Below are 25,348 nucleotides of genomic sequence, written 5' to 3'. Positions count from 1 at the left end.
CAGGGTCGCGGACAGGATGGCGAGTGCGCCTCCTGACGACCCGGTGAGGGCGTCGTCGAACATGGCAGGAGGCAGGATGGGCAAGAGTGCATGGGACTGGGGAATCGATCTTGGCGGAACCAAGTGCGAGTGCGTGGTACTCGAGGGTGACGAGGTGCTGCTGCGCCATCGCATCCCCACCGAGCGCCGTGGCGGTTACGAGCACATGATAGGCCAGATCGCCAAACTGGTGGACGAGTGCGCCGAGCGGCTCGGCCAGCGTCCCGCCATCCTCGGCATGGGCACCCCAGGGGCGCGGGATCCCCAGACCGGGCTGATGAAGAACTGCAACACCACCGAGCTCAACGGCAAGCCGTTCAAGGAAGATCTGGAGCGCAGGCTCGGCATTCCTGTGCTGATCGCCAACGACGCCAACTGCTTCGCCCTGGCGGAAACCCATCTGGGGGCGGTGCGCCAGCACCATCCCGATGCCAAGGTAGTGTTCGGCATCATCATGGGCACAGGGGTGGGCTCCGGCATCGTCATCAACGGCCAGATCCTCAACGGCCATCACGGCATCGCCGGGGAGTGGGGCCACAACGTGCTCTCTCCCGACGGCCCCGAGTGCTACTGCGGCAAGCGCGGCTGCGTCGAGACCTTCATCAGCGGCCCGGCGCTGGAGGCCTGGTATGAGGCCAAGGCCAGGCGTCATCTGTCACTGGCCCAGATAGCGGCGGCGACGGCTCACGACCACGTCGCCAAGCTCACCATGGACCGGTTGCACCTGCTGTTCGGCCAGGCCCTGGCCAACGTGGTCAACATCCTGGATCCGGACGTCATCGTCATCGGCGGCGGGGTGGGCAACGTGCAGAGCCTCTACAGCGTCGGTCGGCAGACTGTGCTGCCATTTCTGTTCAACCCCCGCTTCGCCACCCCCCTCATTGCCCCGGCCCTGGGAGACAGTGCCGGTGTGTTCGGGGCCGCGCTGCTGGCCAGGGGCGTCTTCCAGGAGGCCCTGCTGTCGTGAACCAGTCAGGGACCCGTCACTTTGTCGCAGGTAAGGACACAGATTTTTCATGATCAAGATTGCCATCAACGGATACGGGCGCATCGGTCGCAACGTGTTGCGGGCCCTCTACGAGAGCGGCCGCGATAACCAGCTTAAGATAGTCGCCATCAACGAACTGGCGGCCCCCGAGGCCATGGTGCACCTCACCCGCTTCGACACCAGCCACGGTCGCTTCGGCTACCCGGTGCAGCTCGCGGGCAACAGCATGCTGGTGGGGGAAGATCTCATCGCCCTGTTTGCCGAGCGGGATCCGGCCAGGCTGCCCTGGCGGGCGCTGGGGGTGGATGTGGTGCTGGACTGCACCGGGGTATTTGGCTCCCGGGCCGATGCCGAGCTGCATCTGGGGGCGGGGGCGGGCAAGGTGCTCTTCTCCCATCCGGCGGATGCGGACGTGGATGCCACCATAGTCTACGGAGTCAACCATCAGGTGCTGACGGGAAGGGAGCGGATCGTCTCCAATGCCTCCTGTACCACCAACTGCGTGGTGCCCGTCATCGAAACATTGCATCGAGAATTCGAGATAAATTGTGGTACTATTACGACAATTCATTCGGCCATGCACGATCAGCAAGTCATCGATGCCTATCACAGCGACTTGCGTCGAACCCGGGCCGCCAGCCAGTCCATCATCCCGGTGGATACCAAGCTGGCAAAGGGGTTGGAGCGAATCCTCCCTCACTTCGCCGGCAAGTTCGAGGCGATCGCGGTGCGGGTGCCGACCATCAACGTCACCGCCATGGATCTGAGCATTACTGTTCGTAAAAAAGTGACAGTTAGTGACGTAAATCAAGCCCTGCAACGGGCATCCAGAGGTACATTACAGGGTATCCTGGACTACACGGAAGAGCCGCTGGTCTCCGTAGACTTTAATCATGATGCACACTCCTGCATCATTGATGGTACCCAGACTCGGGTGAGCGATGCCAACCTCGTCAAGATGTTGATGTGGTGCGATAACGAATGGGGCTTCGCCAACCGCATGCTGGATACCACCCGGGCCATGATGGCCGCAGGCTGAGAGTCTGCACCGGGCGCAAGGTTACTGTTTTTTTAACATTACCTGAAAATATATAGAGGACTGAATATGTCTGTTATCAAGATGACCGACCTGGATCTGGCGGGTAAACGCGTTCTGATCCGTGCTGACCTGAACGTGCCGGTAAAAGACGGCAAGGTCACTTCCGATGCACGTATCGTGGCGACGCTGCCGACCATCAAGCTGGCTCTGGAAAAGGGCGCCAAGCTGATGATCACCTCCCACCTGGGTCGTCCGACCGAGGGTGAATACAACGAAGAATTCTCCCTGGCCCCGGTAGTCAACTATCTGAAAGACGCTCTGTCCTGCCCGGTCCGCCTGGCCAAGGATTACCTGGATGGCGTAGACGTCGCCGCCGGTGAGCTGGTTGTGCTGGAAAACTGCCGTTTCAACAAAGGCGAGAAGAAGAACACCGAAGAGCTGGCCAAAAAATACGCCGCCCTGTGTGACGTCTTTGTAATGGATGCATTCGGTACTGCTCACCGCGCCGAAGGGTCCACCTACGGTGTGGCCCAGTTCGCTCCTGTTGCCTGTGCTGGCCCCCTGCTGGCCGGTGAACTGGACGCCCTGGGCAAGGCCATGCTGAAGCCCGAGCGCCCCATGGTTGCCATCGTTGGCGGCTCCAAGGTCTCCACCAAGCTGACCGTGCTGGAATCCCTCTCCAAGATCGCTGACCAGCTGGTTGTCGGTGGTGGCATCGCCAACACCTTCATCGCCGCTGCCGGTCACAACGTCGGCAAGTCCCTGTGCGAGCACGACCTGATCGACACCGCCAAGAAGCTGGCTGCCGAGACCAACATTCCGGTGACCACTGACGTGGTTGTCGGTGCCGAGTTCTCCGAGTCCACCCCGGCCACCATCAAGTCCGTTAGCGATGTGACCGACGGCGACATGATCTTCGACATCGGCCCTGACTCTGCCAAGGCCCTGGCCGACATCATCATGAACGCCAAGACCATACTGTGGAACGGCCCGGTCGGCGTGTTCGAGTTCGACCAGTTCGCCGAAGGCACCAAGGTGATCGCCGAAGCCATCGCCGCTTCCCCGGCCTTCTCCATCGCTGGCGGTGGTGACACCCTGGCCGCCATCGACAAGTTCGGCATCGCCGACAAGGTCTCCTACATCTCCACCGGCGGCGGCGCCTTCCTGGAGTTCGTAGAAGGCAAGGTACTGCCGGCTGTCGCGATTCTTGAAGAACGCGCCAAAGCCTAATTGACCCGGGACGGGGGGCAAAAGCCTCCCGTTTCGTTTATCATGTGGCCGCTGTGCCGGTTCATGATGAACCCCCCATTTTTTATTAACGGCATACGAGAACAGGACGATTAAACATGTCTAAGAAAATTTTCGACTTCGTAAAACCCGGCGTGATCACTGGTGATGACGTTCAGAAAGTGTTCGCCATCGCTAAAGAGAACGGCTTCGCTCTGCCTGCCGTGAACTGCGTGGGTACCGACTCCGTCAACGCCGTGCTGGAAGCTGCCGCCAAGGTCAAAGCCCCGGTCATCGTTCAGTTCTCCAACGGTGGTGCCGTGTTCACCGCCGGCAAGGGTCTGAAACTGGAAGGCCAGCAGGCTGCCATCATCGGTGCCATCTCCGGTGCCAAGCACGTGCACGCCGTTGCCGAAGCTTACGGTGTACCTGTCATCCTGCACACCGACCACGCCGCCAAGAAGCTGCTGCCGTGGATCGACGGTCTGCTGGAAGCGGGCGAGAAGCACTTCGCCGAGACCGGCAAGCCGCTGTTCTCCTCCCACATGCTGGATCTGTCCGAAGAGTCTCTGGAAGAGAACATCGACATCTGCTGCGAGTACCTGACCCGCATGGCCAAGATGAACATGACTCTGGAGCTGGAACTGGGTTGCACCGGTGGCGAAGAAGACGGTGTGGACAATAGCCACATGGATCAGTCCGCCCTGTACACCCAGCCGGAAGACGTGGCTTACGCCTACGAGCGTCTGTCCAAGATCAGCCCGCGTTTCACCATCGCTGCCTCCTTCGGCAACGTGCACGGTGTTTACAAGCCGGGTAACGTCAAGCTGACCCCGTCCATCCTGGACGCTTCCCAGAAATACGTTTCCGAGAAGTTCGGTCTGCCTGCCAAGTCCCTGGACTTCGTGTTCCACGGTGGCTCAGGTTCCACCCTGGAAGAGATCCGCGAATCCATCTCCTACGGCGTCGTGAAGATGAACATCGACACCGACACCCAGTGGGCTACCTGGGAAGGTCTGTTGAACTTCTACAAGACCAACGAAGCCTACCTGCAAGGCCAGCTGGGCAACCCGGAAGGCGCCGACAAGCCGAACAAGAAGTTCTACGATCCGCGCGTATGGCTGCGTGCCGGTCAGACTTCCATGATCGCCCGTCTGGAGAAAGCCTTCTCCGACCTGAACGCCATCAACGTACTGTAATTCGTTACCGTATCTTGATTGCTGAAGAGGCGCCCTCTGGGGCGCCTCTTTCATTTTGGGCCCTCGGCTGGCCTCTCAAAAGGTGTCCTTCGGGACACCTTTTGCATTTCTGTGATCCTGACAGGCTGGATTGGCGACCCTGGGCTGGGTATTATCGATGACACTCCGTTTAATTTAGTAAACAAGTGCAACCAAGGCAGGATGCTGAGCATGCAGACAGGAAGACACAACGGACACCAGGAGCACGTGGCCTCCTATTACGCGGCCACCCGCAACGACCATCGTCAGTGGCCCGAGCTCAGCGGTGAGCTGGATGCCGACGTCTGCATCATAGGCGGCGGCTTCACCGGCCTCAACACCGCCATCAACCTGGCCGAGGCCGGTTACAAGGTGGTCTTGCTTGAGGCCAACCGCATCGGCTGGGGCGCCTCCGGCCGCAACGGCGGCCAGCTCATTCGCGGCATAGGCCACGACACCAGCCAGTTTGCCCGCTGGATAGGCGAGCAAGGGGTACGGGAGCTGGACCTGATGGGGCTGGAGGCGGTGCAACTGGTGCGCGAGCGGGTCGCGCGGTTCAACATCGACTGCGACCTGACCTGGGGCTACTGCGATCTCGCCACCAAGGCGCGCCACCTCAAGGGATTTGAGGAGGATGCCGAGCACTTGGCGAGCCTGGGCTACCGGCACGAGGTCAGGCTGGTGCCCAAAAGCGAGATCAAGTCGGTGGTGGGGTCGGATCGCTATATCGGCGGCATGATCGACATGGGCTCAGGCCACCTGCATCCCCTCAACCTGGCCCTCGGCGAGGCGCGTGTGGCGGCCAGCCTGGGCGTCGCCCTGTTCGAGCACTCCAGGGTGACCCACATCGACTACGGCGATCGGGTCGAGGTGACCACGGCCCACGGCCGTTGCCGCGCCAGCTACCTGGTGATCGGCTGCAACGCCTACCTCAACGAACTCAATCCCGAGCTCGGGGGCAAGGTGCTGCCGGCGGGCTCCTATATCCTCGCCACCCAGGTGCTGGAGAAACGGCTGCGCCAGCGGCTGCTGCCGCAAAACATGGCGGTGTGCGATCAGAATGTGGCGCTCGACTACTACCGGCTGTCGGCGGACGGTCGCCTGCTGTTTGGCGGGGCTTGCAACTACTCGGGGCGCGATCCCAGGGACATCAAGGCGTTTATGCTGCCCAAGCTGCTGCGGGTCTTCCCGGAGCTCGCGGGCACCGCCATCGAGTTTCAGTGGGGGGGCATGATAGGCATAGGCGCCAACCGGCTGCCGCAGATCGGGCGCCTCAAGGAGCACCCCAATGTGTTCTATGCCCAGGCTTACTCGGGACACGGCCTCAATGCCACTCACATGGCTGCCAAGCTGGTGGCCGAGGCGATCAGGGGGGAGAGCCGGGGCTTCGATCTCTTCAGTCGCGTGCCCCACATGACCTTCCCCGGCGGGCCCGCCCTGCGCTCCCCCTTGCTGGCGCTCGGGATGCTGTGGCACAGAATGAAGGATCTGCTCTAGGGGGAGGGCTGGCGGCAGGGAGGAGGGTGCTTATCCCTGCTGCGCCGGTTCTGCCAGTTGCCAGCCCTGCTCCGTCTTCATCATCCAGACCTGGCTCTCCTGCGCCAGCGCCTGGCCTGCCTCGAACTCGCCGTATTTGCGCTCCAGCTCCATCAGGGCCATCTCCTGCTGGAAGGGGCCGACCCTGTCATAGACCAGATCCTCGTCGTGCAGCACCTGCAGCTGATCCAGCCCCTGCTTGAAGTGGAGCCGGTAGCTCACCCTGACCAGGTAGACCCCCTCCATCCGCTCCTCCTTGCCGAGCACGGCGAAGTCGCTGATCTCGAACAAGTTGGCGTCGGTTTCGGCCTGCAGCCTGGCGGTGACCTGGCTCTGGATCGCCTCTTCACCTGGACCTGAGTTGCAGCCATAGAGCCAGCAGGCCAGCAGGGGGATGAACCACTTTTTCATCAAAACTCCGGACGATGCGAGACGGGAAAGGGCAAATTCTGCCATGGCGCCTGCCATATACAAGGGATGGCCAGAAAAATCAGCGCGCAGTGGCCGAGTTGGCAGGATTGGGCCCATCTGGGTGGCAGACGGCACGGGTCATGACCAGGGTATCGCCGGTGAACCCGGCTATCTGCTTGCGATCCACCTGCTTAAAGCCGTGTTTCGACCAGAAATGCAGGGCGGGGACGTTGGTCTCGATGACCCCGAGTCGCAGGGTGGTGCAACCCCAGCCAGCCGCCATCCCCATGACTTGTGCGACCAGCTCGCTACCCATCCCCCGTCGCTGCCAGCACTCCTTCAAAAGCAGCAGGCCAAGATAGGCCGTCTGCTCATCCGGATAACCGTGGACCAGATCGATGCAGCCAATCAGCACCTCTCCCTCCAGGATGGCCAGCACAAACTTGTCATACTCTCCTATGCCCGGCGGGCAGGCCCTGAGTATCTCCAGGGCATCCGCAGGGTTGGGTGCCTTGCCTTCCGTCAGCCAACTGTAGGCAGGCGCCGCCAGCACGACCTCCTCCAGCCACGCTATGTGGCTCGAGTGAGCCGATGACAGGCGTCGCAGCTCCATCTAGCGCAGCTTGTCCAGCTGGCCGAGGAACTCGGCGGGTCCCATAAAGCCGGTCACCCGCTGGCCGCTCACCTCGTTGCCATCGCGATCGAAGAAGATCAGGGTCGGCAGCCCCAGCACGTTCAGGCCGTTGAGCAGATCCACATCGGCATCGTCGTTGGCGGTGACGTCCGCCTGCAGCAGCACCATGTCGGCGAAGCGCGCCCGCACCTCGGGATCGCTGAAGGTCTTGTGCTCGAACTCCTTGCAGGCCACGCACCAGTCGGCGTAGAGGTCCAGCAGCACCGGCTTGCCGCGGGCGGCCTCGAGCCGGGTCTTGAGGTCATCCAGGGTCTTGATGCGGACAAACCGGGGAGCCTGGGTTTCGGTACTGGCCTTGACGCCAGGCTCGGGCAGCAGCAGATCCTTGCCCATCACCACCAGGCCCATCATCGCCAGCAGCAGCACGAAGCCGCCGAGACTCTTGCCCACCGAGTGGGGGCGATGCTGGTTGTGGTGATAGAGATAGCCGCACAGCACCAGCCCCCAGCCGAGCCAGAGCAGGGTGGCGACCTGGTCGCTCAAGAGCCGTGACAGCAGCAGGATGGGCACCGCCAGCAACGCAAAACCAAACAGTTGCTTGATCACATCCATCCAGGCGCCCGCCTTGGGCAGCAACTTGCCCCCCGAGGTGCCGAGCAGCAGCAGCGGCAGCCCCATGCCGAGCGACAGGGCATAGAGGGCCGCACCACCGAGCCAGAGATCGCCGCTCTGGGCCACATAGATAAGCGCGCCGGAGAGCGGCGCCGTGGTGCAGGGGGAGCAGACCAGGCCGGAGATCATCCCCATGATGGTGACCCCGACAACGGAGCCGCCCTGCTGGCGGTTGGAGAGGCCGGAGAGCCGGGTTTGCAGGCTGCTCGGCAGTTGCAGGCTGTAGAGCCCGAACATGGAGAGCGCCAGCAGCACGAACATCACCGAGAGGCCGATCAGCACATAGGGGTGCTGCAGCGCCGCTTGGAACTTCAGCCCCGCCGAGGCGACCACCAGCCCGAGCAGGGTGTAGGTGACCGCCATCCCCTGCACATAGACGAAGGAGAGCAGGAAGGCGCGGCGGGTGGATAGGTGCTGACCGGCACCGGCGATGATGCCGGTCAAAATGGGGTACATGGGGAAGACGCAGGGGGTGAAGGCAAGCCCCAGCCCCAGCGCAAAGAAGGCGGCGATGCTGAGCCAGAAGCCCTGGCTGCCGAGGGCCGCCGCCAGTCTGTCCTGCTGGCTGCTGGCCGGCGCCTCGATGGCGTCAGCGGAGCCTGTCTGCCCGGCGTCGCCGGTGGCCGCGAGGGGCTGCACCGGGATCCGCTTGTCGGTGGGGGGATAGCAGAGGCCGTCGGTGCAACCCTGATAGCTTATCCTGAGGCTGGCGGCGTCCCCCACCTGGGTCAGGGTGACGGGGATCTGCAGCTCCTGATAGAAGACCCGGGTCTTGCCGAAGAAGTCATCCTCATGCTCGGTGCCTGCGGGCAGCACTGGGGGCTCGAAGGCGAGGTTGTCCCCCTTGACGCTGATGCTGTGGCGATAGAGGTAGTAACCGTCGGCGAGGCGCAGGGTCAGCAGCAGCTTGTTTCCCTGCTGCTCGCTCTCGAGGACGAAGGCCTCGTCGACTTTCAGAAACTTCGGCTGGGCACTGGCCTGGATGCCGAGGCTGCCGAGCAGATCCTGACTGCTGGCCTGGGCGGGGGCCGCGATCAGGCTCAGCAGGAGCAGCAGGGGGAAAAGCAGGGGTCGCAGAGTCATGAGGTCTCCTGTGTCAACCAGTCGAGGTAGGCTTGATGACCCTGGCTGGCGGGGATCGCCAGGATCTCCGGCACCTGGTAGGGGTGGTGAGCCAGGATGCACCGCTCGAGCTCGGCAAAGAGCGGCTGGCGGGATTTGATGATGAGCTGGATCTCCCGTGCCCGTTCAGTCTTCCCCTGCCAGCGATAGACGGAGGTGAGCCCTGGCAGCTGATTGATGCAGGCGGCGAGGCGCTGGTCGAGCAGTTGCTCGCAGATGAGGTCGGCACTGGCTTCATCAGGGCAGGTGCAGAGCACCAGAATGGCGTCGGTCATGGGGTCGGCGGTCTCGTCAGCGGGGGCGCAAAGGCCCTCTGGAACAACGGTTACTATACCGGGCAAAGGGGCAAATAGCACCCGGCCCGCGCCCCGCTGGCGGGACGCTCAATTAGTGATGCGCCCGAGATAGACGCTGTGAAAAGGACAGGGCAGAATGAGCGGGCTTGTTCCCACTCTACGTAAGGAAATGTATGACCCAACAGAATGAGCAGCAGAGAAACCGCATGTTGAGCCTGTTGCGTGAAGGCGAGCGCCGCATGTTGGTGCAACTGGCCGGTCTGCTGCGTACCAGTGTCGATGAAATCAATGCGGAGCTGGAAAAAGAGGAGTTGCTGTCTGCCCTGGAGCAACCCATCACGGTGGAGTACCTCAATGGCGTGGTGCAACACCATCTGTTCGAGCGTCTGCACAAGGGGGACATGGTCGCGGCCCAGCGCATGCTGAACCAGTATCAGAGCGACCTCGAGGCCATGCTGAACCAGGAAACGGCCCAGACCGAGGCCCCTGCCGACGAGGTGAAGGCGCAAGCCTGAATACTTGCCCCTCGAGGATCCAGATCAGCACCATCATGCCAGTCGCATGATGGTGCCTCGTTTTATCCCTTCTCTTGTCACCCCGTGACCGGCCGCGCCCCCTGGCCCGGGATGGGGAACACCTTGTCATAGCTCCAGTTGTAGACGAAGGCATAGACCAGGTAGAACAGCACGAAGCCCAGATCCAGCACCAGCGCCTCCAGCAAGCCGATGTCGAGCCACCAGGACATCACCGGCAGGGCGACGATCAGCAAGCCCCCCTCGAAACCCAAGGTATGCAGCACCCGTTGCCACAGGCTCTTGTGGGTATGGCCCTGCAGGCGCAGCAGCAGCCTGTCCACCCCGATGTTGTAGACATAGTTCCAGACGGTGGCGACCACCGAGAAAAACAGGGCCAGGGGGCCCATGTGGTTGAGACCGACGCCGGTGACCCAGCTTGCCAGGGGGGCGGCGATCAGCAGGCCAATCAATTCGAAGCCGATGGCGTGGCGCAGGCGATCACGGGTATTACGCATGGTCTGTCTCTCTGTTTCTCTTTCCGGGTGGGTATGGCGGCCAATTTATCGCTATTTTTCGATAGGTTCACGTTGGTATCTATCGCTAAAATAGATGGATCTGGGTGCAATAATCAGGGCAGGAGCAGGCGAATGACCCCTTCACTGGAACAATTCAAGGCGTTGCTGGCGGCCGCCGAGACGGGATCTTTCTCGGCGGCGGCGCGCAGCCTGGGCAAGGCGCAGTCGGTGGTGAGCACCGCCATCGCCAACCTGGAGATAGATCTCGGTCTCGAGCTGTTTGATCGCAGCGGCCGCTACCCCGTGCTGACCGAGGCGGGGGCCCGCATCAGCCAGGAGGCGGGGGTGCTGCTGGCCCAGAGCGAGCGGCTGCAGGCCATTGCCGGGGAGCTGGCCAGCGGCATAGAGTCGCGCCTCACCCTGGCCATCGACGATGACTCCCACCTGCCCTGGCTCGGTGCCCTGCTGGAGGAGTTCGCCGGCCGCTATCCGACGGTGGAGCTGGAGCTGCTGTTCCCGCTGATGGAGGATGTGACCGAGCTGCTCAAGAGCGGGCGGGCCCAGCTCGGCATCAGCTACCAGAAGGCGCACCCGGAGCGGGAGCTGGTCTCCCGCTCCCTGGGGAGTGTCGCCATGCCCCTGGTGGTCTCTCCGGATCACCCCCTGGCCCACAAGACGCCGCTGCACGAGAGCGACTTGCAAGGGGCCCGCCAGCTGATGGTGACGGGACGGCGGGAGGGCACGGAGCGCCATCGCTTCCGCCTCTCGTCCCAGGTGTGGTGGGTCGAGGGGGATCTCGGGATCCTGGAGCTGGTCAAGCTGGGGCTGGGGTGGTCTGCGGTACCCGAGTTTCTGCTGCACCGGCCGCTGGCGCGGGGGGAGCTGGTGGTACTCAAGCCGGATTTCCTTCCCCAGGCCGAGCTGGAGCTGGAGTTGCAGTGGTATCGCGCCCGCCCGCTCGGGCAGGCGGGGCGCTGGTTGAAGGAGGCCCTGTTGGCGCGGGTGCCTCGTTAGCGGACCTTAGTCGGTCAGGGAGTAGGGCAGGGGTTGCAGGGCGAGGCGGGAGCCTTCCTCCTGCTTGAGGCGGAAGCTGGCATCGGCCTCGGTGTCCTTGGGCAGCACGGCGGTGAGCCACACCTGGCCATCCTGCTGCCAGGCGTTCAGCACCATGCCGCTGCGCCGCCAGTTGTCACCGAGCTGGATCTCCAGGGTATCGCCGCTGGCCACGGGGCCACTGGCCTGCCCGGCCAGCACGAAGAGGGCGCGGTTGTTGGCGCCGCGATACTTGGCTCGGGCCACTATCTCCTGCCCCATGTAGCAGCCCTTGGTGAAGCTGATACCGTCCAGGGCCTGCAGGTTCAGCATCTGGGGAATGTACTCACCCTGATGGACCGCCTCCAGGTGCGGGATGCCTGCCTTGATGTCCAGACCCCACCAGAGCGCTTCGTTGCCAGCAGGCAGATCCAGTGTCAGTGGCGACTCGCTTGCCAGCAGCCAGCGATCGGCTTCCACCTTGACCGCCATGCCGCCCTCGACAAGGCCGGTTTCCTGAAGGCCGTATTGCGCCGCGATCCAGGCATCCGTGCCCTGACCGGCCAGGCCGACCGCCTGGCCCTGGAACTCGCCGATCTCCACCTTGGCGAACACCGCAAACTTCTTGAGTTCGGGCAGCTGGCGCGCCAGCACCGACGGCTTGGTCAGCAGCAGCAGGCTCTCATCGAGGCAGAGCAGGCGAAAATCGCTCCACAGCTTGCCCTTGGGATCGCAATGGCCGCCGAGGGTGCTCTGACCCGGTTGCAGGGCGTTGACGTCACAGGTGACCTGGCCTTGCAGATATTTCACGCGATCATTGCCGGTGAGGCGGGTGATGGCCAGATCGGTCAGGGAAAACAGGGTTGGCTCGGCAGGAAGAACTGGGGTCGGCAGGCTCACGATGGTATTCCAGAGACAGAAAGTATGTGACCTGCATGGTAAAGACGTAAGGAATGTTTGTCAGCCGGAAAATCCAGCTGCTACCATCCCCGGGTCTTTGTAAGGAGAGTTCCATGTTGAGCCCAATTGAAAAGTCCCGCCTGAAGTGGGCCTGCCGTCGCGGCATGCTCGAGCTGGATGTGATCTTTATGCCCTTTTTCGAGCACGAGTTCGACTCCCTGAGCGAGGCCGAGCAGCAGACCTTCATCCGTCTGCTGGAGTGCGAGGATCCCGAGCTGTTCCGCTGGAGCATGGGCCACGGTGTGCCGGGCGACCCCGATTTCGCCGCCATGATCCCCCTGATCCTGGAGCGCAATCAGGCCCGTCATGATCGCCTGAGCTGAGCCCCGATGCGGGTCCTGATGCCCGTCATTCCCTCCCGGCGGCAGCGCCTGCTGCTGCTTGCCCTGTTTGGGCTGTTGTTATGGCCCACCGCCAGCCTGATCCAGGGCTGGCAATGGGGGCTGTTTCTCCCCTGCTGGTTGCTGGGGCTCTGGCTGGCCTGGCGCCCCGTCACGCAAGGGCGCCAGGCGCTGCTCTGGGATGGGGAGTGGCTGGAGTGGCAGGGCCGGCGCCATCGCCTGGATGACCGCAGCCGCATCCTGCCCGGGGTACTCTGGCTGAGGCTGGTGGCAGAAGAGGGCGCCGAGTGCCACCTCTGGCTCTTCTCCGACGCCCTGGCACCCGAGCACTACCGCGCCCTGGCCCGCGCCATTCACCTCGCCGTTCCTCGCTGACCCCATCTTGCCCCCAATAAATGACCCCGCCGAAGCGGGGTCATCTGATGGACTGCGGTGGGTTGTTTACTCCCGTTCCGGCGTCAGCACAGTCGGCTTGGGATTCGGCTGCCTGTCCGGGTCGTCCGGGTGCAGGCAGTGCAGTCCGCAACACGCCTCTGGCTTGTGCCGGATCACTCCCGATCCGGCGTCAGTACCGTCGGCTTGGGATTCGGCTGCATGTCCGGGTAGTCGAGGTTATAGTGCAGTCCGCGGGACTCCTTGCGCTCCAGGGCACAGTTGACGATGAGCTCGGCCACCTGCAACAGGTTGCGCAGCTCCAGCAGGTTGTTGGAGACCCGGAAGTTCGCATAGTACTCCTGCACCTCCTGCTTGAGCAGGTCGATGCGGCGCTTGGCGCGGGCCAGGCGCTTGTTGGTGCGCACTATCCCCACGTAATCCCACATCATCAGCCGCAGCTCGTGCCAGTTGTGCTGGATCACCACCTGCTCGTCCGAGTCATCCACCTGGCTCTCGTCCCAGGCGGGCAGGCTCGGCGGCTCCACGCTGGTGGGCAGCTTGGCCAGGATGTCGGCCCCCGCCTGATGGGCGTAGACCACGCATTCGAGCAGGGAGTTGGACGCCATGCGGTTGGCACCGTGCAGCCCGGTGTAGGTCACCTCGCCGATGGCGTAGAGACCCGGGATGTCGGTCTGGCCGTTGTTGTCTATCATCACGCCGCCACAGGTGTAGTGGGCCGCCGGTACTATGGGCATGGCCTCCTTGGTGATGTCGATGCCGACCGCAAGGCAGCGCTCGTGGATGGTCGGGAAGTGCTTGATGATGAAATCCGCCGGCTTGTGGCTGATATCCAGATACATGCAGTCGGCGCCGAGCCGCTTCATCTCGTGGTCGATGGCGCGGGCGACTATGTCCCGCGGCGCCAGTTCGGCCCGCTCGTCGAAGTCCGGCATAAAGCGGCTGCCGTCGGGACGGCGCAGATAGGCCCCTTCCCCGCGCAGGGCTTCGGTCAGCAGGAAGTTGGGATCATCGGGGTGGAACAGGCTGGTGGGGTGGAACTGGTTGAACTCCAGGTTCGCCACCCGGCAGCCGGCGCGCCACGCCATGGCGATGCCGTCCCCCGAGCTCACGTCCGGGTTGGAGGTGTATTGGTACACCTTGGAGGCGCCGCCGGTGGCCAGTGCCACGAAACGGGCGCGGATCACCTCGACCTGCTCGACGTTGCGGTTCCAGACATAGGCGCCGAGCACCCTGTTGCCCGGCAGGTCCAGCTTGCGAGTGGTGATGAGGTCGACCGCGTTGAAGCGCTCCATCAGCTGGATGTTGGGGTGGGCGCGGACCTGATCGATCAGGGTGAGCTGCACTGCCTTGCCGGTGGCGTCCGCCGCGTGGAAGATGCGGCGATGGCTGTGGCCCCCTTCCCGGGTCAGGTGATAGTGGGATTCCCCCTCGGCATCCTCTTCCTGATCGAAGGGCACGCCCTGCTGGATCAGCCACTGGATGGAGTCGCGGGCGTTGCGGGCGGTGAACTCCACCACGGCCGGGTCACACAACCCGGCGCCGGCGTTGAGCGTGTCGCTCACATGGGATTCGATGCTGTCGGTCTCGTCGAACACGGCAGCGATGCCTCCTTGCGCATAGAGAGTGGCCCCCTCACTGATGGGCCCCTTGCTCAGAACCAGGACTTTGGCCTGGTCTGCCAATCGCAACGCGAGGGACAGACCGGCGGCACCGCTGCCAATGATCAGTACGTCGCAAAGGTATTCAACACTTGCTTTCATAAGTATCATTGGCCTGGATTAAGAACTGGCCCCATGGTAGCCCAAGGGGGGTTGTGATGCAGCTCGCATCACATTTTTTTCAATGCAAGCGAACTTTCTCTGATTCCTCCTGTCTGAACTTGTGCGCTTAGAAGGGGCCGGAAAAGAAGAACGATAACCTGATGGGGGTTTTACGGCTCTGATGAGCGACCAGAATCTACTGGACGAACAGCTGGTTGAACGGGTCCAGCGTGGCGATAAAAATGCATTCAACCTGTTGGTAAGAAAATACCAGCATAAGGTGGTCAACCTGGTGGCTAGGTATGTCAACAATCCGGGCGATGTGCCGGATGTGGCGCAGGAGGCCTTTATCAAGGCTTACCGTGCGTTGCCGACATTCCGTGGCGAGAGCGCGTTTTACACCTGGTTGTATCGGATCGCCGTCAACACGGCCAAAAATTACCTGACCTCACAGGGGCGCAGACCGCCCAGCAGTGATGTCGAAGCGGACGAGGCTGAATATTATGGTGGTGGTGAAGCCCTGCAAGAAGTGGCCACCCCGGAAAACCTGGCGCTGACCGACGAGATCAAGCGCACTGTGTTTGCCGCCATAGAAGCCTTGCCAGAAGACTTGAGAACAGCGATCACCCTTCGTGAAATGGAAGGGCTGAGCTACGAAGAGATTGCGGAGATCATGGATTGCCCTGTGGGTACGGTGAGATCCCGTATCTTTCGGGCGAGGGAAGCAATCGATAAAAAGCTGCAACCTCTGATCGAGAATTAAACTGGGGAAAGACAGGCAAACTTATGGCAAATAAAGAGCAACTTTCAGCCCTGATGGATGGTGACCTCAGCGACATGGAGGTTCTGAACGAGCTGGGAACGGATCCCGCTCTGCAAGATACCTGGGCTCGTTACCATCTGATCGGTGATGCCATGCGGGGAGACCTGCCGGTCAATCTGCAACTGGATCTCAGTGACAGCATCATGCTGGCACTGGAAGACGAACCCGTCATACTGGCGCCCAAGCCGGTGCAACCCGTTGCCCCCCAGCTGAAACCGGCTGGCAAGGTGATACCTCTGATCCGTCGCTTTGGTCAGCAAATGGGGCAGTATGCCATTGCTGCCTCCGTGGCTGCCGCCGTCATCTTCGGGGTGCAGCAGTATCAGGGCAACGACGGCATGCCGGCCAACCCTGTGCTCAACACCATACCGGTCGGTGGCAGTGCGACGCCAGTGAGCGTGCACTACCCCCAGGAGGGCAACCGTGCCACTCCTCGCCAGCAAGGCTTGAACGAGCAACAGATGCAGGAGCAGCGCGAGCGTATCAACGCCTTCCTGCGAGACCATCAATTGCAACAGCGTCTGCTGCAAGACAAGCAGATTCAGGAATAACGCATCTTTAGGGATCAGACCGTGCGCCAGTCCAGCCTCATTCTGCTGGCCTCTCTCCTGCTGATTTGTGCCAAGGCCTCGGCCGACGATCTGTCGGCCGAGGCCTTGTTGCAGCAGATGCAGAGTGCCGTTTCGCAACAAAATTTTGAGTTGTCCATGGTCAAGGCCCGTCAGGGACGCCTCGAGCCCATTCGCTTCAGCCACGGGGTGATCGATGGCAAGGAGGTCGCTCATCTGAGTTATCTCGACGGCAAGACGGTGGAGTATCTGCAACGCCAGAATGAATACACCTTCTTCGAAAACACCCACGAACCCTACACCCTCAAGGGGGCGCGTTTCCCGGGCGTCTGGTCGAGCCTGGTGAAGATGCCGCTGCCCCGGGTGCTGGAGAGCTATGATCCCGTGCTGGCCGGTCGCAGCCGGGTGGCCGGCCTGGTGGCCCAGGTCGTGAGACTGGTGCCCAAGGAGGCTGACAAGTACGGTTTTGTGCTCTGGGTCGACGAGCAGAGTCATCTGCTGCTGCGGGTGGACATGGTGGACAAGGAGGGCAACCTGGTCGAGCAGGTGCTTGGGGTGGATCTGGACAGGCAGCCGGCGCCCGCGCCCTGGCTTGTCACCCTGGCCCGCAGCAAGCTGCCCGATGCGCTGGCATTGGAAGACGCCTATCCCGCCCCCCAGCAGACCCTGAACTGGCACCTGACCTGGCTGCCGGGTGGATTCAAGGTGCTCTCTCAGGACAGGCACCAACTGGTCAGCACCAGCCTGCCGGTGGACTACATGATGCTGTCGGACGGCGTGGTGGATCTCTCCGTCTACGTCTCCCGGGTCGATCCCAAGCAGGCGGTGCGCCAGCAGTTGATCCGCCAGGGGGCCACCTCGCTGGTGAGCTTCGTCAACGAGGTCGGGGTGGAGATCACCGTGGTCGGGGAAGTCCCCACCGAGACGGCCAAGCGCATCGCCGAGTCGGTGCAGCCGCTGGCTCGCAACGAGGCGGTTCAGTGAGGCGGCATGCTGCCACTTGCCGAACCGGGACGAGCGTGCTGAGATCGGGTAAATCCATAGCCGTTCGTCTGGAGTCATCCTGTGAGTAACATGAGCGAAGAGCTGGCAACCGTGGTGGCCGTCGAGGGGGCTTTTGCCTGGGTGGAGTGCGAACGGCGCTCCGCCTGCAGCGGCTGCCATCAGCAGTCAAACTGCGGTACCGGCACCGTCGCCAAGGCCTTTCCCCTGAAGTCGCAGCGCCTGCGGGTGGCACTGACCGGCGAGGTCATGGTCGGTCAGCAGATCAGGCTCGGCATTCCCCAGGCGAGCATCCTGCGCGGCGCGGCCCTGGTCTATGTGCTGCCGCTGTTCTGCCTGCTGCTCGGTGCCCTGCTGGGTCAGCTCTGGCTGGCGCCGCTGCTGTCGGCGGGGGAGGGCGTCACCATCCTCAGTTGCCTGCTCGGCGGCACCATCGGATTTTTACTGGTTCGTTACTTTTCTGCCCGGCTCGAGCAAGGGGAATATGGTCCCCGCATGCTCGGTGTGGTACTCAATACCCGCCACCTCTCCTGAGCGGCGCCACCCTTTTCTGGCTCCGTCGCCGCCGTTTTGGTGCCGAGGGCCCGCCAGACAAGGCGCTATTTCTGGTGCCCGCCGACTAAAGATTGGCCGTCGACCGGGTTATCCAGTAAAATCCTGCCCTCATATCCGACCCTAACTTAATTTTGAGTGATTCTTGCTCGATGAAACACATTCGTAACTTTTCGATTATTGCGCACATCGACCACGGTAAATCGACCCTGTCGGACCGTTTGATCCAGACTTGTGGCGGCCTGTCCGACCGCGAGATGCAGGCTCAGGTGCTTGACTCCATGGATCTGGAGCGCGAGCGCGGCATTACCATCAAAGCACAGAGTGTGACCCTGAACTACCAGGCACAAGACGGTAACACCTATCAGCTGAACTTTATCGACACCCCGGGCCACGTGGATTTCTCCTACGAGGTTTCTCGCTCCCTGGCTGCCTGTGAAGGGGCTCTGCTGGTGGTGGATGCCGGTCAGGGGGTTGAGGCACAGACTCTGGCCAACTGCTACACCGCCATGGAGATGGAGCTGGAAGTGGTGCCCATCCTGAACAAGATCGATCTGCCTGCCGCAGAACCCGAGCGGGTTGCGGAAGAGATCGAGGACATCGTCGGCATAGACGCGGTGGATGCGGTGCGCTGCTCCGCCAAGACCGGCCTGGGTGTCGATCTGGTGCTGGAAGAGATAGTGGCCCGCATCCCGGCACCGGAAGGTGATCCGGATGCTCCGCTGCAGGCGCTGATCATCGACTCCTGGTTCGACTCCTACCTGGGGGTTGTCTCCCTGGTGCGGATCAAGAACGGTTCCCTCAAGAAGAACGACAAGATCAAGGTGATGAGCACCGGTCAGGTGTGGGGCGTGGATCGCATTGGTATCTTCACCCCCAAGCAGGTGGACACCATGGGCCTGGGTTGTGGCGAGGTAGGTTGGGTCGTCTGCGGCATCAAGGACATCCATGGCGCCCCTGTGGGCGATACCCTGACGCAGGCCAAGAACGGTGCCGACAAGGCGCTGGCCGGTTTCAAGAAGGTGAAGCCGCAGGTCTATGCGGGTCTGTTCCCCATCTCCAGCGATGACTACGAGTCGTTCCGTGACGCCCTCGACAAGCTCTCCCTGAACGATGCCTCCCTGTTCTTCGAGCCGGAAAGCTCCACCGCGCTGGGCTTCGGCTTCCGTTGTGGCTTCCTCGGCATGCTGCACATGGAGATCATCCAGGAGCGTCTGGAGCGGGAATACGATCTGGATCTCATCACCACGGCACCGACCGTAGTGTATGAAATCGAGCTGAACAACGGCGAGACCATCCACATCGACAGCCCGGCGGCCATGCCTGCGGTCAACAACATCAAAGAGATGCGCGAACCCATCGCCGAGTGCAACATCCTGTTGCCCCAGGAGTACATGGGCAACGTGATCACCCTCTGTATCGAGAAGCGTGGCGTGCAGACCAACATGGTCTATCACGGCAAGCAGGTGGCGCTGACCTACGAGATCCCGATGGCGGAAGTGGTGCTCGATTTCTTCGACCGCCTCAAATCCACCAGTCGCGGCTACGCCTCCCTGGATTACGGCTTCAAGCGCTTCGAAACCTCCGACATGGTCCGTCTGGACATCATGATCAACGGTGAGCGCGTCGATGCCCTGGCCATCATCACCCACAAGGAGAACGCCCAGTATCGCGGTCGCCAGGTGGTGGAGAAGATGCGCGAGCTGATCCCGCGCCAGATGTTCGACATCGCCATCCAGGCGTCCATCGGCAACCAGATCATCGCCCGCAGCACGGTCAAGGCCCTGCGCAAGGACGTGACCGCCAAGTGCTACGGCGGTGACGTGAGCCGGAAGAAGAAGCTGCTGAACAAGCAGAAAGAAGGCAAGAAGCGGATGAAGTCCCTGGGCCGTGTCGACGTGCCGCAAGAGGCCTTCCTCGCCATTCTCCACGTCGGAAAGGATTAATAGATGGCAAGCACCTTTTCCCTGATCCTGGCCATAGTCACTCTGCTGACCGGCATCATCTGGACAGTCGACAAGCTGGTCTGGTCCAAGCAGCGGGCGGCCAAGATTGCGGCCGCCCGTGCCAACGCCGGCTCGAACATCGATGAGAAGACCCTGGCCAAGGTGGCCCCCATGCCGGTCTGGATCGAGCAGACCGGCGGTGTCTTCCCGGTCATCGCGCTGGTGCTGATCCTGCGTTCCTTCATCTTCGAGCCGTTCCAGATCCCGTCTGGTTCCATGATGCCCACCCTGCTGGTGGGCGACTTCATCCTGGTGGAGAAGTTCGCTTACGGCCTGCGTGATCCCGTGACCAACACCAAGTTCCTCGAGACGGGTTCTCCCGAGCGTGGCGACGTGGTGGTGTTCAAGTATCCGCTGGATACCCGGGTGGACTACATCAAGCGGGTGGTCGGCATGCCCGGCGATCGGGTGATCTATCGCAACAAGGAGCTGATGATCCGGCCCAAGTGCGAGGAGCAGGAAGGGAAAACGTGCCCGGGCTTCAAGAAGCTCGACGTCAAGTTCGAGCAACGGGGTGAGTTCAGCCAGATGGGGATCCCGCTGGATCGCTACACCGAACAGTTGGGCACAGTTTCTCACGAGACCCTGCGCAACCCCCTGATGCCGGACCTGGTGGATCGCTACTATCGCCAGCCCGGCACCTACCCGGATGAGTGGGTGGTGCCGGAAGGCCACTATTTCGTGATGGGTGACAACCGCGACAACAGTACCGACAGTCGTTTCTGGGGCTTCGTGCCCGAGCAGAACCTGGTGGGCAAGGCGGTTGCCATCTGGATCAGTTTCGAATTTGAGCGCGAGGAAGGATCCAGCTTGCCAGGCTGGGTGCCGACCGGTGTGCGCTTCAACCGCATTGGCGGAATCAAGTAAATGAATATCAAGATGAACAGACTGCAGTCCCGTCTCGGGCATGTCTTTCAGGATCAAGAGCTGCTGACCCGGGCGCTGACCCACCGCAGCGCCGGTTCCCGTCACAACGAGCGACTGGAATTTCTGGGGGACTCCATCCTGAGTCTGGTGATTGCCGATGACCTCTTCCACCGCTTCCCGCAAGCGGCGGAAGGGGACCTCAGCCGGATGCGCGCCACCCTGGTGCGGGAGAAGACGCTGGCCGAACTCGGCCGGGAGTTTGACCTCGGGGATCACCTGATCCTGGGGCCCGGCGAGCTGAAAAGCGGCGGGTTCCGTCGCGAGTCTATCCTGGCCGACACTGTCGAGGCGGTGATCGGCGCCGTCTATCTGGATACCGATCTGGAGCGGGTGCGGACCCTGTTGCTCGGCTGGTACGCCAGCCGCCTGGATGAAATCAAGCCCGGCATCGAGCAGAAGGATCCCAAGACCCGGCTGCAGGAAATTTTGCAGGGAAGCCGCAAATCCCTGCCGACCTACACAGTGACCAACGTCAAGGGCGAAGCCCACAACCAGGAGTTCACCGTCCAGTGTGACGTGGATGGCCTGGATGGTCCGCTGGTCGGGGTCGGCACCAGCCGCCGCAAGGCCGAACAGGCCGCGGCGCAGCAAGCACTGGAAAAACTGTCATGACAGATACTACCTATTGCGGCTTTGTCGCCATAGTGGGCCGCCCCAACGTGGGCAAGTCCACCCTGCTCAACAAGCTGCTTGGCCAGAAGGTCAGCATCACCTCGAAGAAGCCCCAGACCACCCGTCACCGGATCCTGGGGATCGACACCGAGGATAACTACCAGACCATCTATGTGGATACCCCGGGTCTGCACATCGAAGAGAAGCGGGCCATCAACCGCCTGATGAACCGCGCCGCCACCAGCTCCCTGGGGGACGTGGCCATGGTGGTCTTCATGGTCGACGGCACCCACTGGACCAAGGATGACGAGATGGTGCTCGGCAAGTTGCGCCACCTGCACTGTCCCGTGGTGCTGGCGGTCAACAAGATCGACAACGTCAAAGAGAAAGAAGATCTGCTGCCCCACCTGGAGTGGCTGGGCCAGCAGATGAACTTTGCCCACATTCTGCCCATCAGTGCCGAGAAGGGCACCAACGTGGAGAAGATCCGCGAGTGGGCCAAGCCGTTGCTGCCGGAGAACGTTCACTTCTTCCCGGAAGACTACGTGACCGACCGTTCGTCCCGCTTCATGGCCTCCGAGATCATCCGCGAGAAGCTGATGCGCTTCACCGGCGAGGAGCTGCCCTACTCGGTGACGGTGGAGATCGAGCGCTTCAAGGTGGAAGAGAACGGCCTCTACCACATTCACGGCCTGATCCTGGTGGAGCGCGATGGCCAGAAGAAGATGGTCATCGGCAACAAGGGCGAGAAGATCAAGACCATAGGTACCGAAGCGCGCCTCGACATGGAACGGCTGTTCCAGAACAAGGTGCACCTGGAGCTGTGGGTCAAGGTCAAGTCCGGCTGGGCCGATGACGAGCGTGCCCTGCGCAGTCTCGGTTACGGCGATGACTAAGCGGCGCTGACGGATTGCTGAACCCGGCTTTCGTCATCCACAGTCGGCCCTATCGGGAGACCAGCCAGCTGGTCGAGGTCTTCACCCAGGATAGCGGCAGATTTACCCTGGTGGCTCGCGGTTCCCGCGGGCCACGCTCCCCTCTGAAGGGGCTGCTGCAACCCTTCACCCTGCTCACCATGAGCTGGCGTGGCAAGGGCGATCTCAAGAACCTCGCCCAGGTCGAATGCCCGGATCACTCCCTGCGACTCGGTGGCGATCGCCTCTTCTACGGCCTCTATCTCAACGAGCTGGTCTACTACCTGCTCGAAGCCCATACCCCCTTCCCCGAGGTGTTCGATGCTTATGCCCGTGCCCTGATGGCGCTGGCGGATGGCGAGACGCCGGAGCTGCCCCTGCGCCGCTTCGAGTTCCTGCTGTTGCAGGCCTTGGGCTATGCGGTGGATTTCGAATATGCCGCCGACAACGACACCCCGATCCAGCCCGATCTGCTCTACGGCTTCGAGCGGGAGCTCGGTTTTGTCGCTTGCGAGCGGGCGCCGGATCCCCGTACCCTGTTTCTCGGCGCCCACCTGCTGGCCTTCGCCGAGGGGCGATTCGATACCCCTCCCTTGCTGCAGGCGGCCAAGCGCTTCAGCCGGCTGGCGCTGCAGCCCTACCTTGGCAAACGCCAGCTCAAGAGCCGGGAGCTGTTTTTAAAACGCAAAGCCAGCATGCAAGGCTGACACAGATTACAGACATATGGATATTGGCGCGGAGTGATTCGCTGACCGCGCAGTCAACAGATGAAGAGTTTCAAGGAGTCCTCAATGAGTGAAATCTATCTGGGTGTGAACATCGACCATATCGCCACCCTGCGCAATGCCCGCGGCACCCAGTATCCGGATCCTGTCCAGGCCGCCTTCGTGGCCGAGCAGGCCGGTGCCGATGGCATTACGGTTCACCTGCGTGAAGATCGCCGCCACATCACCGACCGCGACGTGGAGATACTGCGCCAGACCATCCAGACCAGAATGAACCTGGAGATGGCGGTGACCGAGGAGATGATCGGCATCGCCTGCCGTATCAAGCCCCAGTTCGTCTGCCTGGTACCGGAGAAGCGCACCGAGGTGACCACTGAGGGTGGCCTGGACGTGGCCGGTCAGCTGGCCAAGGTGACCGATGCGGTGACCCGCCTCGCCGCCGTCGGTGCCCAGGTGTCGCTCTTCATCGACGCCGACCCCATCCAGATCGATGCGGCCGCCGAGAGTGGTGCCCCCTTCATCGAGATCCACACCGGCCGCTATGCCGATGCCACCACGGATGCGGAGCGCAACGCCGAGTTCAAGCGCATCGCCGCCGGCGCCTCCTATGCCGCCGGCAAGGGCTTGAAGGTCAATGCCGGCCATGGCCTGCACTACCACAACGTCAAGGCCATCGCCGCCATTCCCGAGCTCTATGAGCTCAACATCGGCCACGCCATCATAGGCCGTGCCGCCTTCGACGGTCTGGCCAAGGCCGTGAGCGACATGCGCCTTTTGATGCAGGAAGCCCGTCAGGGGATCTGATGCCGGTCTGCCTGCATCGCACAGACAAGGGACGCCTCGGCGTCCCTTGTTGTTTTCGGGGGGGCTCAGCCCGGCTCGGGAAAGTACCGCTCCAGCAGGGCCATCAGGATGGCCTGGCACTCGGCATCCGGCTCACCGGTGAGGTGATCTATGCGGGGCGGAAATGGAGCTGGAAGGCGGGCATCGCGACTTGGGAACACGCTGCGTTAGCGGAAATATCGGGACAACATCAGCCCGGCTCGGGAAAGTACCGCTCCAGCAGGGCCATCAGGATGGCCTGGCACTCGGCATCCGGCTCACCGGTGATCAGGGCGGGACGGAAATGGAGCTGGAAGGCACGCATGGCGGCGCGGCTCTGCTCATCCCAGGCGCCGTGCTGGGGGAGGCCGTAGCCGTAGCGGGCGAGCCGCTGCTGCCATTGCAGCGCATCCCAGGGGATGAACTGTGCCTGGCGCAGCTCGGCCACCCTGGCCTCGTCTGGCCAGGCGCCGACGCCATGGTGCAGGGCCAGCTCGCGCCAGGGGAAGTGGGGGCCGGGATCCTGCTTGCGTTCGGGGGCTATGTCGCTGTGGGCCAGCACCTGGGTGGGGGGAATGTGGTAGCGATCGACCAGATCCCGGGCCAGAGCGCCGAGGGCGGCGATCTGGGCCCGGGTATAGGGTTGCCAGCGCCGCTGGTGAGCGGGCAGGGCTTCGTCTTCCGTGGGATAACCCAGATTGACTATCTCGATGCCGAGGGAGCTGGCATTGAGCCCGGCATACTGATGCCAGCGGCTGCGACCGGCGTGCCAGGCGCGCTGGCTGTCGGGCACCAGCTGGTAAACGGGAAGCGGCCGCTCGTCGGTATCGCGGGGGATCAGGTAGTGGGCACTCACCTTGTGCTCGGGTTCGGTCAGCAGGCGCAGGGAGCGGGCGTCGTCCTCGTCGGTATAGTGGAGGATCAGAAAGGCGATGCGCTCATTCTGGTTGGCGCTGACATGACGGGTGTTGAGCTGATAAGGCGCCGGTTGGCAGGCGCCGAGCCCGAGCAGGCAGAGTGACAGCAGTATGGTGCGGCACCTGCCTGGCCAGGGGGCACTGAAAAGAAGCGCTGGCCAGCGCGGCCTGCCGCCCAGGCGGAATGACGGGGGGCAGGTGCGCTGGCCCATGGCTCAGGCGCGCTGTCTGAGGGGGACGCGCGCGCGCGGGCTCATGGCGCTGTCCTGTACTTGGCGGTGAGGCCGATGAGGAAGTTGCGCAGGATCTGATCCCCGCAATCCTGGTAGTGCTTGTGATCCTTGGCACGGAACAGGGCGCTCAGCTCGGACTTGGAGAGGTTGAAGTTGGCGAGCTTGAGGGTGCCCAGCATGTCCTCTTCCTTGTAGTCGAGGCCGATGCGCAGCTTGCGCAGGATCAGGTTGTTGTTGATCCGGTTCGGGATCACCTGGGGCGGGGCATTTTCCCGCACACCGCGACGCACGGCGATGAAGCCGTCGAGGAACTGGCTCAGGGCCGAGTCCGGGCAGGCGGCATAGCCGGCTTCCTGCTCTTCCCCTTCCGCGGCCTCTTTCAGCAACCAGCTGTGGAGCTGGGCGTGGGTGACAGTCAGGTTACCCTTGGCAAACATCTCGACCATCTGATCGTTGCTGATGGTGAGGGCGTAGCGCAGGCGGCGCAGAATATCGTTGTTGGTCATGTTGACTCCTGTGGAAACGGCGCGATTTTACCATCTGCGG

Annotated in this window: 28 protein-coding genes and 1 pseudogene; 19 read left to right on the top strand and 10 right to left on the bottom strand. The window is 62.4% G+C overall.

Features of this window, described 5'->3' with window-relative positions; all coding sequences use genetic code 11:
* The first annotated feature begins 76 nt into the window (after positions 1–76).
* The 5 genes from AC3WR3_RS12150 (at position 77) to AC3WR3_RS12130 (ending at position 6,007) form a co-directional block, all read left to right on the top strand.
* On the top strand, positions 77–1,006 hold the full coding sequence (locus AC3WR3_RS12150; protein WP_404837150.1) for an ROK family protein: 930 nt from the start codon (positions 77–79) through the stop codon (positions 1,004–1,006).
* A 49-nt stretch (positions 1,007–1,055) separates the two neighbouring features.
* Positions 1,056–2,066, top strand: a complete 1,011-nt coding sequence (gene epd, locus AC3WR3_RS12145) for an erythrose-4-phosphate dehydrogenase (RefSeq protein WP_139434003.1) — start codon at positions 1,056–1,058, stop codon at positions 2,064–2,066.
* Positions 2,067–2,132: 66 nt separating this feature from the next.
* Positions 2,133–3,296: a phosphoglycerate kinase gene (locus AC3WR3_RS12140; protein WP_202047212.1), complete on the top strand. Its 1,164-nt coding sequence runs from the start codon at positions 2,133–2,135 to the stop codon at positions 3,294–3,296.
* Positions 3,297–3,412: 116 nt separating this feature from the next.
* Positions 3,413–4,492 carry a class II fructose-bisphosphate aldolase gene (gene fbaA, locus AC3WR3_RS12135; protein ID WP_005332814.1) on the top strand — a complete coding sequence of 360 codons (1,080 nt, stop codon included), beginning with the start codon at positions 3,413–3,415 and terminating at the stop codon, positions 4,490–4,492.
* Positions 4,493–4,702: 210 nt separating this feature from the next.
* Complete coding sequence (locus AC3WR3_RS12130; RefSeq protein WP_492291964.1) at positions 4,703–6,007, top strand: NAD(P)/FAD-dependent oxidoreductase; 1,305 nt, start codon at positions 4,703–4,705, stop codon at positions 6,005–6,007.
* Positions 6,008–6,037: 30 nt separating this feature from the next.
* Here AC3WR3_RS12130 and AC3WR3_RS12125 read toward each other — a convergent pair whose 3' ends face one another.
* From AC3WR3_RS12125 to cutA, 4 genes are all read right to left on the bottom strand, one after another.
* On the bottom strand, positions 6,038–6,457 hold the full coding sequence (locus tag AC3WR3_RS12125; RefSeq protein ID WP_139434006.1) for a hypothetical protein: 420 nt from the start codon (positions 6,455–6,457) through the stop codon (positions 6,038–6,040).
* A gap of 79 nt (positions 6,458–6,536) precedes the next feature.
* Positions 6,537–7,070, bottom strand: coding sequence for a GNAT family N-acetyltransferase (locus AC3WR3_RS12120; RefSeq protein ID WP_492291963.1), 534 nt, complete (start codon positions 7,068–7,070; stop codon positions 6,537–6,539).
* A complete protein-coding gene (locus tag AC3WR3_RS12115; protein ID WP_492291962.1) occupies positions 7,071–8,846 on the bottom strand; it encodes a protein-disulfide reductase DsbD in 1,776 nt (591 codons plus the stop codon).
* A complete protein-coding gene (gene cutA, locus AC3WR3_RS12110) occupies positions 8,843–9,160 on the bottom strand; it encodes a divalent-cation tolerance protein CutA (RefSeq protein ID WP_139434009.1) in 318 nt (105 codons plus the stop codon). The genes AC3WR3_RS12115 and cutA overlap by 4 nt, the downstream gene beginning before the upstream one ends.
* Positions 9,161–9,354: 194 nt before the next feature.
* On the opposite strand from cutA, the gene AC3WR3_RS12105 reads away from it, so the two are divergent.
* Complete coding sequence (locus AC3WR3_RS12105; protein WP_411668914.1) at positions 9,355–9,696, top strand: hypothetical protein; 342 nt, start codon at positions 9,355–9,357, stop codon at positions 9,694–9,696.
* 77 nt (positions 9,697–9,773) lie between these two features.
* On the opposite strand, the gene AC3WR3_RS12100 is transcribed toward AC3WR3_RS12105, so the two are convergent.
* Entirely contained in the window at positions 9,774–10,211 is a 438-nt protein-coding gene (locus tag AC3WR3_RS12100) for a PACE efflux transporter (RefSeq protein WP_139434011.1), read from the bottom strand.
* A gap of 132 nt (positions 10,212–10,343) precedes the next feature.
* On the opposite strand from AC3WR3_RS12100, the gene AC3WR3_RS12095 reads away from it, so the two are divergent.
* Positions 10,344–11,225: a LysR family transcriptional regulator gene (locus tag AC3WR3_RS12095; protein WP_319914098.1), complete on the top strand. Its 882-nt coding sequence runs from the start codon at positions 10,344–10,346 to the stop codon at positions 11,223–11,225.
* Between the two features lie 6 nt (positions 11,226–11,231).
* Here AC3WR3_RS12095 and ygfZ read toward each other — a convergent pair whose 3' ends face one another.
* Entirely contained in the window at positions 11,232–12,137 is a 906-nt protein-coding gene (ygfZ, locus tag AC3WR3_RS12090) for a tRNA-modifying protein YgfZ (RefSeq protein WP_492292011.1), read from the bottom strand.
* A 119-nt stretch (positions 12,138–12,256) separates the two neighbouring features.
* Between ygfZ and AC3WR3_RS12085 the strand changes: the two genes are divergently transcribed.
* Both AC3WR3_RS12085 and AC3WR3_RS12080 read left to right on the top strand, forming a co-directional pair.
* Positions 12,257–12,526, top strand: coding sequence for an FAD assembly factor SdhE (locus AC3WR3_RS12085; protein WP_492291961.1), 270 nt, complete (start codon positions 12,257–12,259; stop codon positions 12,524–12,526).
* Between the two features lie 18 nt (positions 12,527–12,544).
* Positions 12,545–12,919, top strand: coding sequence for a protein YgfX (locus AC3WR3_RS12080; protein WP_265435192.1), 375 nt, complete (start codon positions 12,545–12,547; stop codon positions 12,917–12,919).
* A gap of 173 nt (positions 12,920–13,092) precedes the next feature.
* On the opposite strand, the gene nadB is transcribed toward AC3WR3_RS12080, so the two are convergent.
* Positions 13,093–14,700: an L-aspartate oxidase gene (gene nadB, locus AC3WR3_RS12075; protein WP_492291960.1), complete on the bottom strand. Its 1,608-nt coding sequence runs from the start codon at positions 14,698–14,700 to the stop codon at positions 13,093–13,095.
* A gap of 181 nt (positions 14,701–14,881) precedes the next feature.
* On the opposite strand from nadB, the gene rpoE reads away from it, so the two are divergent.
* From rpoE to pdxJ, 10 genes are all read left to right on the top strand, one after another.
* A complete protein-coding gene (gene rpoE, locus AC3WR3_RS12070) occupies positions 14,882–15,463 on the top strand; it encodes an RNA polymerase sigma factor RpoE (protein WP_005332791.1) in 582 nt (193 codons plus the stop codon).
* 23 nt (positions 15,464–15,486) lie between these two features.
* Positions 15,487–16,074: a sigma-E factor negative regulatory protein gene (locus AC3WR3_RS12065; RefSeq protein WP_492291959.1), complete on the top strand. Its 588-nt coding sequence runs from the start codon at positions 15,487–15,489 to the stop codon at positions 16,072–16,074.
* Between the two features lie 21 nt (positions 16,075–16,095).
* A complete protein-coding gene (locus AC3WR3_RS12060; protein WP_492291958.1) occupies positions 16,096–17,076 on the top strand; it encodes a MucB/RseB C-terminal domain-containing protein in 981 nt (326 codons plus the stop codon).
* 90 nt (positions 17,077–17,166) lie between these two features.
* Positions 17,167–17,628: a SoxR reducing system RseC family protein gene (locus tag AC3WR3_RS12055; RefSeq protein WP_342059620.1), complete on the top strand. Its 462-nt coding sequence runs from the start codon at positions 17,167–17,169 to the stop codon at positions 17,626–17,628.
* Positions 17,629–17,798: 170 nt separating this feature from the next.
* On the top strand, positions 17,799–19,592 hold the full coding sequence (gene lepA, locus AC3WR3_RS12050) for a translation elongation factor 4 (protein WP_139434016.1): 1,794 nt from the start codon (positions 17,799–17,801) through the stop codon (positions 19,590–19,592).
* Between the two features lie 3 nt (positions 19,593–19,595).
* The gene (lepB, locus tag AC3WR3_RS12045) at positions 19,596–20,519 is read left to right on the top strand and encodes a signal peptidase I (RefSeq protein WP_139434017.1); all 924 of its coding nucleotides are present in this window, start codon (positions 19,596–19,598) and stop codon (positions 20,517–20,519) included.
* Positions 20,520–21,191 carry a ribonuclease III gene (rnc, locus tag AC3WR3_RS12040; RefSeq protein WP_111910479.1) on the top strand — a complete coding sequence of 224 codons (672 nt, stop codon included), beginning with the start codon at positions 20,520–20,522 and terminating at the stop codon, positions 21,189–21,191.
* Positions 21,188–22,087 (top strand): GTPase Era, encoded by a 900-nt coding sequence (gene era, locus AC3WR3_RS12035; RefSeq protein ID WP_139434018.1) that lies wholly within the window; start codon positions 21,188–21,190, stop codon positions 22,085–22,087. Before rnc ends, era begins: the two co-directional genes overlap by 4 nt.
* A gap of 14 nt (positions 22,088–22,101) precedes the next feature.
* Positions 22,102–22,812: a DNA repair protein RecO gene (gene recO, locus AC3WR3_RS12030; RefSeq protein ID WP_492291957.1), complete on the top strand. Its 711-nt coding sequence runs from the start codon at positions 22,102–22,104 to the stop codon at positions 22,810–22,812.
* A gap of 84 nt (positions 22,813–22,896) precedes the next feature.
* Positions 22,897–23,634 carry a pyridoxine 5'-phosphate synthase gene (pdxJ, locus tag AC3WR3_RS12025; protein ID WP_492291956.1) on the top strand — a complete coding sequence of 246 codons (738 nt, stop codon included), beginning with the start codon at positions 22,897–22,899 and terminating at the stop codon, positions 23,632–23,634.
* A gap of 65 nt (positions 23,635–23,699) precedes the next feature.
* Here the strand turns inward: pdxJ and AC3WR3_RS12020 are convergent.
* From AC3WR3_RS12020 to AC3WR3_RS12010, 3 genes and pseudogenes are all read right to left on the bottom strand, one after another.
* A pseudogene (locus AC3WR3_RS12020) lies at positions 23,700–23,830 on the bottom strand (N-acetylmuramoyl-L-alanine amidase); the annotation flags it as partial.
* Positions 23,831–23,863: 33 nt separating this feature from the next.
* On the bottom strand, positions 23,864–24,781 hold the full coding sequence (locus AC3WR3_RS12015; protein ID WP_492291955.1) for an N-acetylmuramoyl-L-alanine amidase: 918 nt from the start codon (positions 24,779–24,781) through the stop codon (positions 23,864–23,866).
* A gap of 41 nt (positions 24,782–24,822) precedes the next feature.
* The gene (locus AC3WR3_RS12010) at positions 24,823–25,308 is read right to left on the bottom strand and encodes a YehS family protein (protein WP_139434022.1); all 486 of its coding nucleotides are present in this window, start codon (positions 25,306–25,308) and stop codon (positions 24,823–24,825) included.
* Between the last annotated feature and the right edge of the window lie 40 nt (positions 25,309–25,348).

The organism is Aeromonas sp. EU05-FHT14A05, from assembly GCF_058791175.1.
The sequence above is the reverse complement of the archived record's forward strand: the minus strand, read 5'-3'. Positions and strand labels throughout refer to the sequence as shown.

Coding starts and splice junctions, on each gene's coding strand:
- AC3WR3_RS12150 (WP_404837150.1), top strand. CDS start 77: ATGGGCAAGAGTGCATGGGACTGGGGAATCGATCTTGGCGGAACCAAG.
- epd (WP_139434003.1), top strand. CDS start 1,056: ATGATCAAGATTGCCATCAACGGATACGGGCGCATCGGTCGCAACGTG.
- AC3WR3_RS12140 (WP_202047212.1), top strand. CDS start 2,133: ATGTCTGTTATCAAGATGACCGACCTGGATCTGGCGGGTAAACGCGTT.
- fbaA (WP_005332814.1), top strand. CDS start 3,413: ATGTCTAAGAAAATTTTCGACTTCGTAAAACCCGGCGTGATCACTGGT.
- AC3WR3_RS12130 (WP_492291964.1), top strand. CDS start 4,703: ATGCAGACAGGAAGACACAACGGACACCAGGAGCACGTGGCCTCCTAT.
- AC3WR3_RS12125 (WP_139434006.1), bottom strand. CDS start 6,457: ATGAAAAAGTGGTTCATCCCCCTGCTGGCCTGCTGGCTCTATGGCTGC.
- AC3WR3_RS12120 (WP_492291963.1), bottom strand. CDS start 7,070: ATGGAGCTGCGACGCCTGTCATCGGCTCACTCGAGCCACATAGCGTGG.
- AC3WR3_RS12115 (WP_492291962.1), bottom strand. CDS start 8,846: ATGACTCTGCGACCCCTGCTTTTCCCCCTGCTGCTCCTGCTGAGCCTG.
- cutA (WP_139434009.1), bottom strand. CDS start 9,160: ATGACCGACGCCATTCTGGTGCTCTGCACCTGCCCTGATGAAGCCAGT.
- AC3WR3_RS12105 (WP_411668914.1), top strand. CDS start 9,355: ATGACCCAACAGAATGAGCAGCAGAGAAACCGCATGTTGAGCCTGTTG.
- AC3WR3_RS12100 (WP_139434011.1), bottom strand. CDS start 10,211: ATGCGTAATACCCGTGATCGCCTGCGCCACGCCATCGGCTTCGAATTG.
- AC3WR3_RS12095 (WP_319914098.1), top strand. CDS start 10,344: ATGACCCCTTCACTGGAACAATTCAAGGCGTTGCTGGCGGCCGCCGAG.
- AC3WR3_RS12085 (WP_492291961.1), top strand. CDS start 12,257: ATGTTGAGCCCAATTGAAAAGTCCCGCCTGAAGTGGGCCTGCCGTCGC.
- AC3WR3_RS12080 (WP_265435192.1), top strand. CDS start 12,545: ATGCCCGTCATTCCCTCCCGGCGGCAGCGCCTGCTGCTGCTTGCCCTG.
- nadB (WP_492291960.1), bottom strand. CDS start 14,700: ATGAAAGCAAGTGTTGAATACCTTTGCGACGTACTGATCATTGGCAGC.
- rpoE (WP_005332791.1), top strand. CDS start 14,882: ATGAGCGACCAGAATCTACTGGACGAACAGCTGGTTGAACGGGTCCAG.
- AC3WR3_RS12065 (WP_492291959.1), top strand. CDS start 15,487: ATGGCAAATAAAGAGCAACTTTCAGCCCTGATGGATGGTGACCTCAGC.
- AC3WR3_RS12055 (WP_342059620.1), top strand. CDS start 17,167: ATGAGCGAAGAGCTGGCAACCGTGGTGGCCGTCGAGGGGGCTTTTGCC.
- lepA (WP_139434016.1), top strand. CDS start 17,799: ATGAAACACATTCGTAACTTTTCGATTATTGCGCACATCGACCACGGT.
- lepB (WP_139434017.1), top strand. CDS start 19,596: ATGGCAAGCACCTTTTCCCTGATCCTGGCCATAGTCACTCTGCTGACC.
- rnc (WP_111910479.1), top strand. CDS start 20,520: ATGAATATCAAGATGAACAGACTGCAGTCCCGTCTCGGGCATGTCTTT.
- era (WP_139434018.1), top strand. CDS start 21,188: ATGACAGATACTACCTATTGCGGCTTTGTCGCCATAGTGGGCCGCCCC.
- pdxJ (WP_492291956.1), top strand. CDS start 22,897: ATGAGTGAAATCTATCTGGGTGTGAACATCGACCATATCGCCACCCTG.
- AC3WR3_RS12015 (WP_492291955.1), bottom strand. CDS start 24,781: ATGGGCCAGCGCACCTGCCCCCCGTCATTCCGCCTGGGCGGCAGGCCG.
- AC3WR3_RS12010 (WP_139434022.1), bottom strand. CDS start 25,308: ATGACCAACAACGATATTCTGCGCCGCCTGCGCTACGCCCTCACCATC.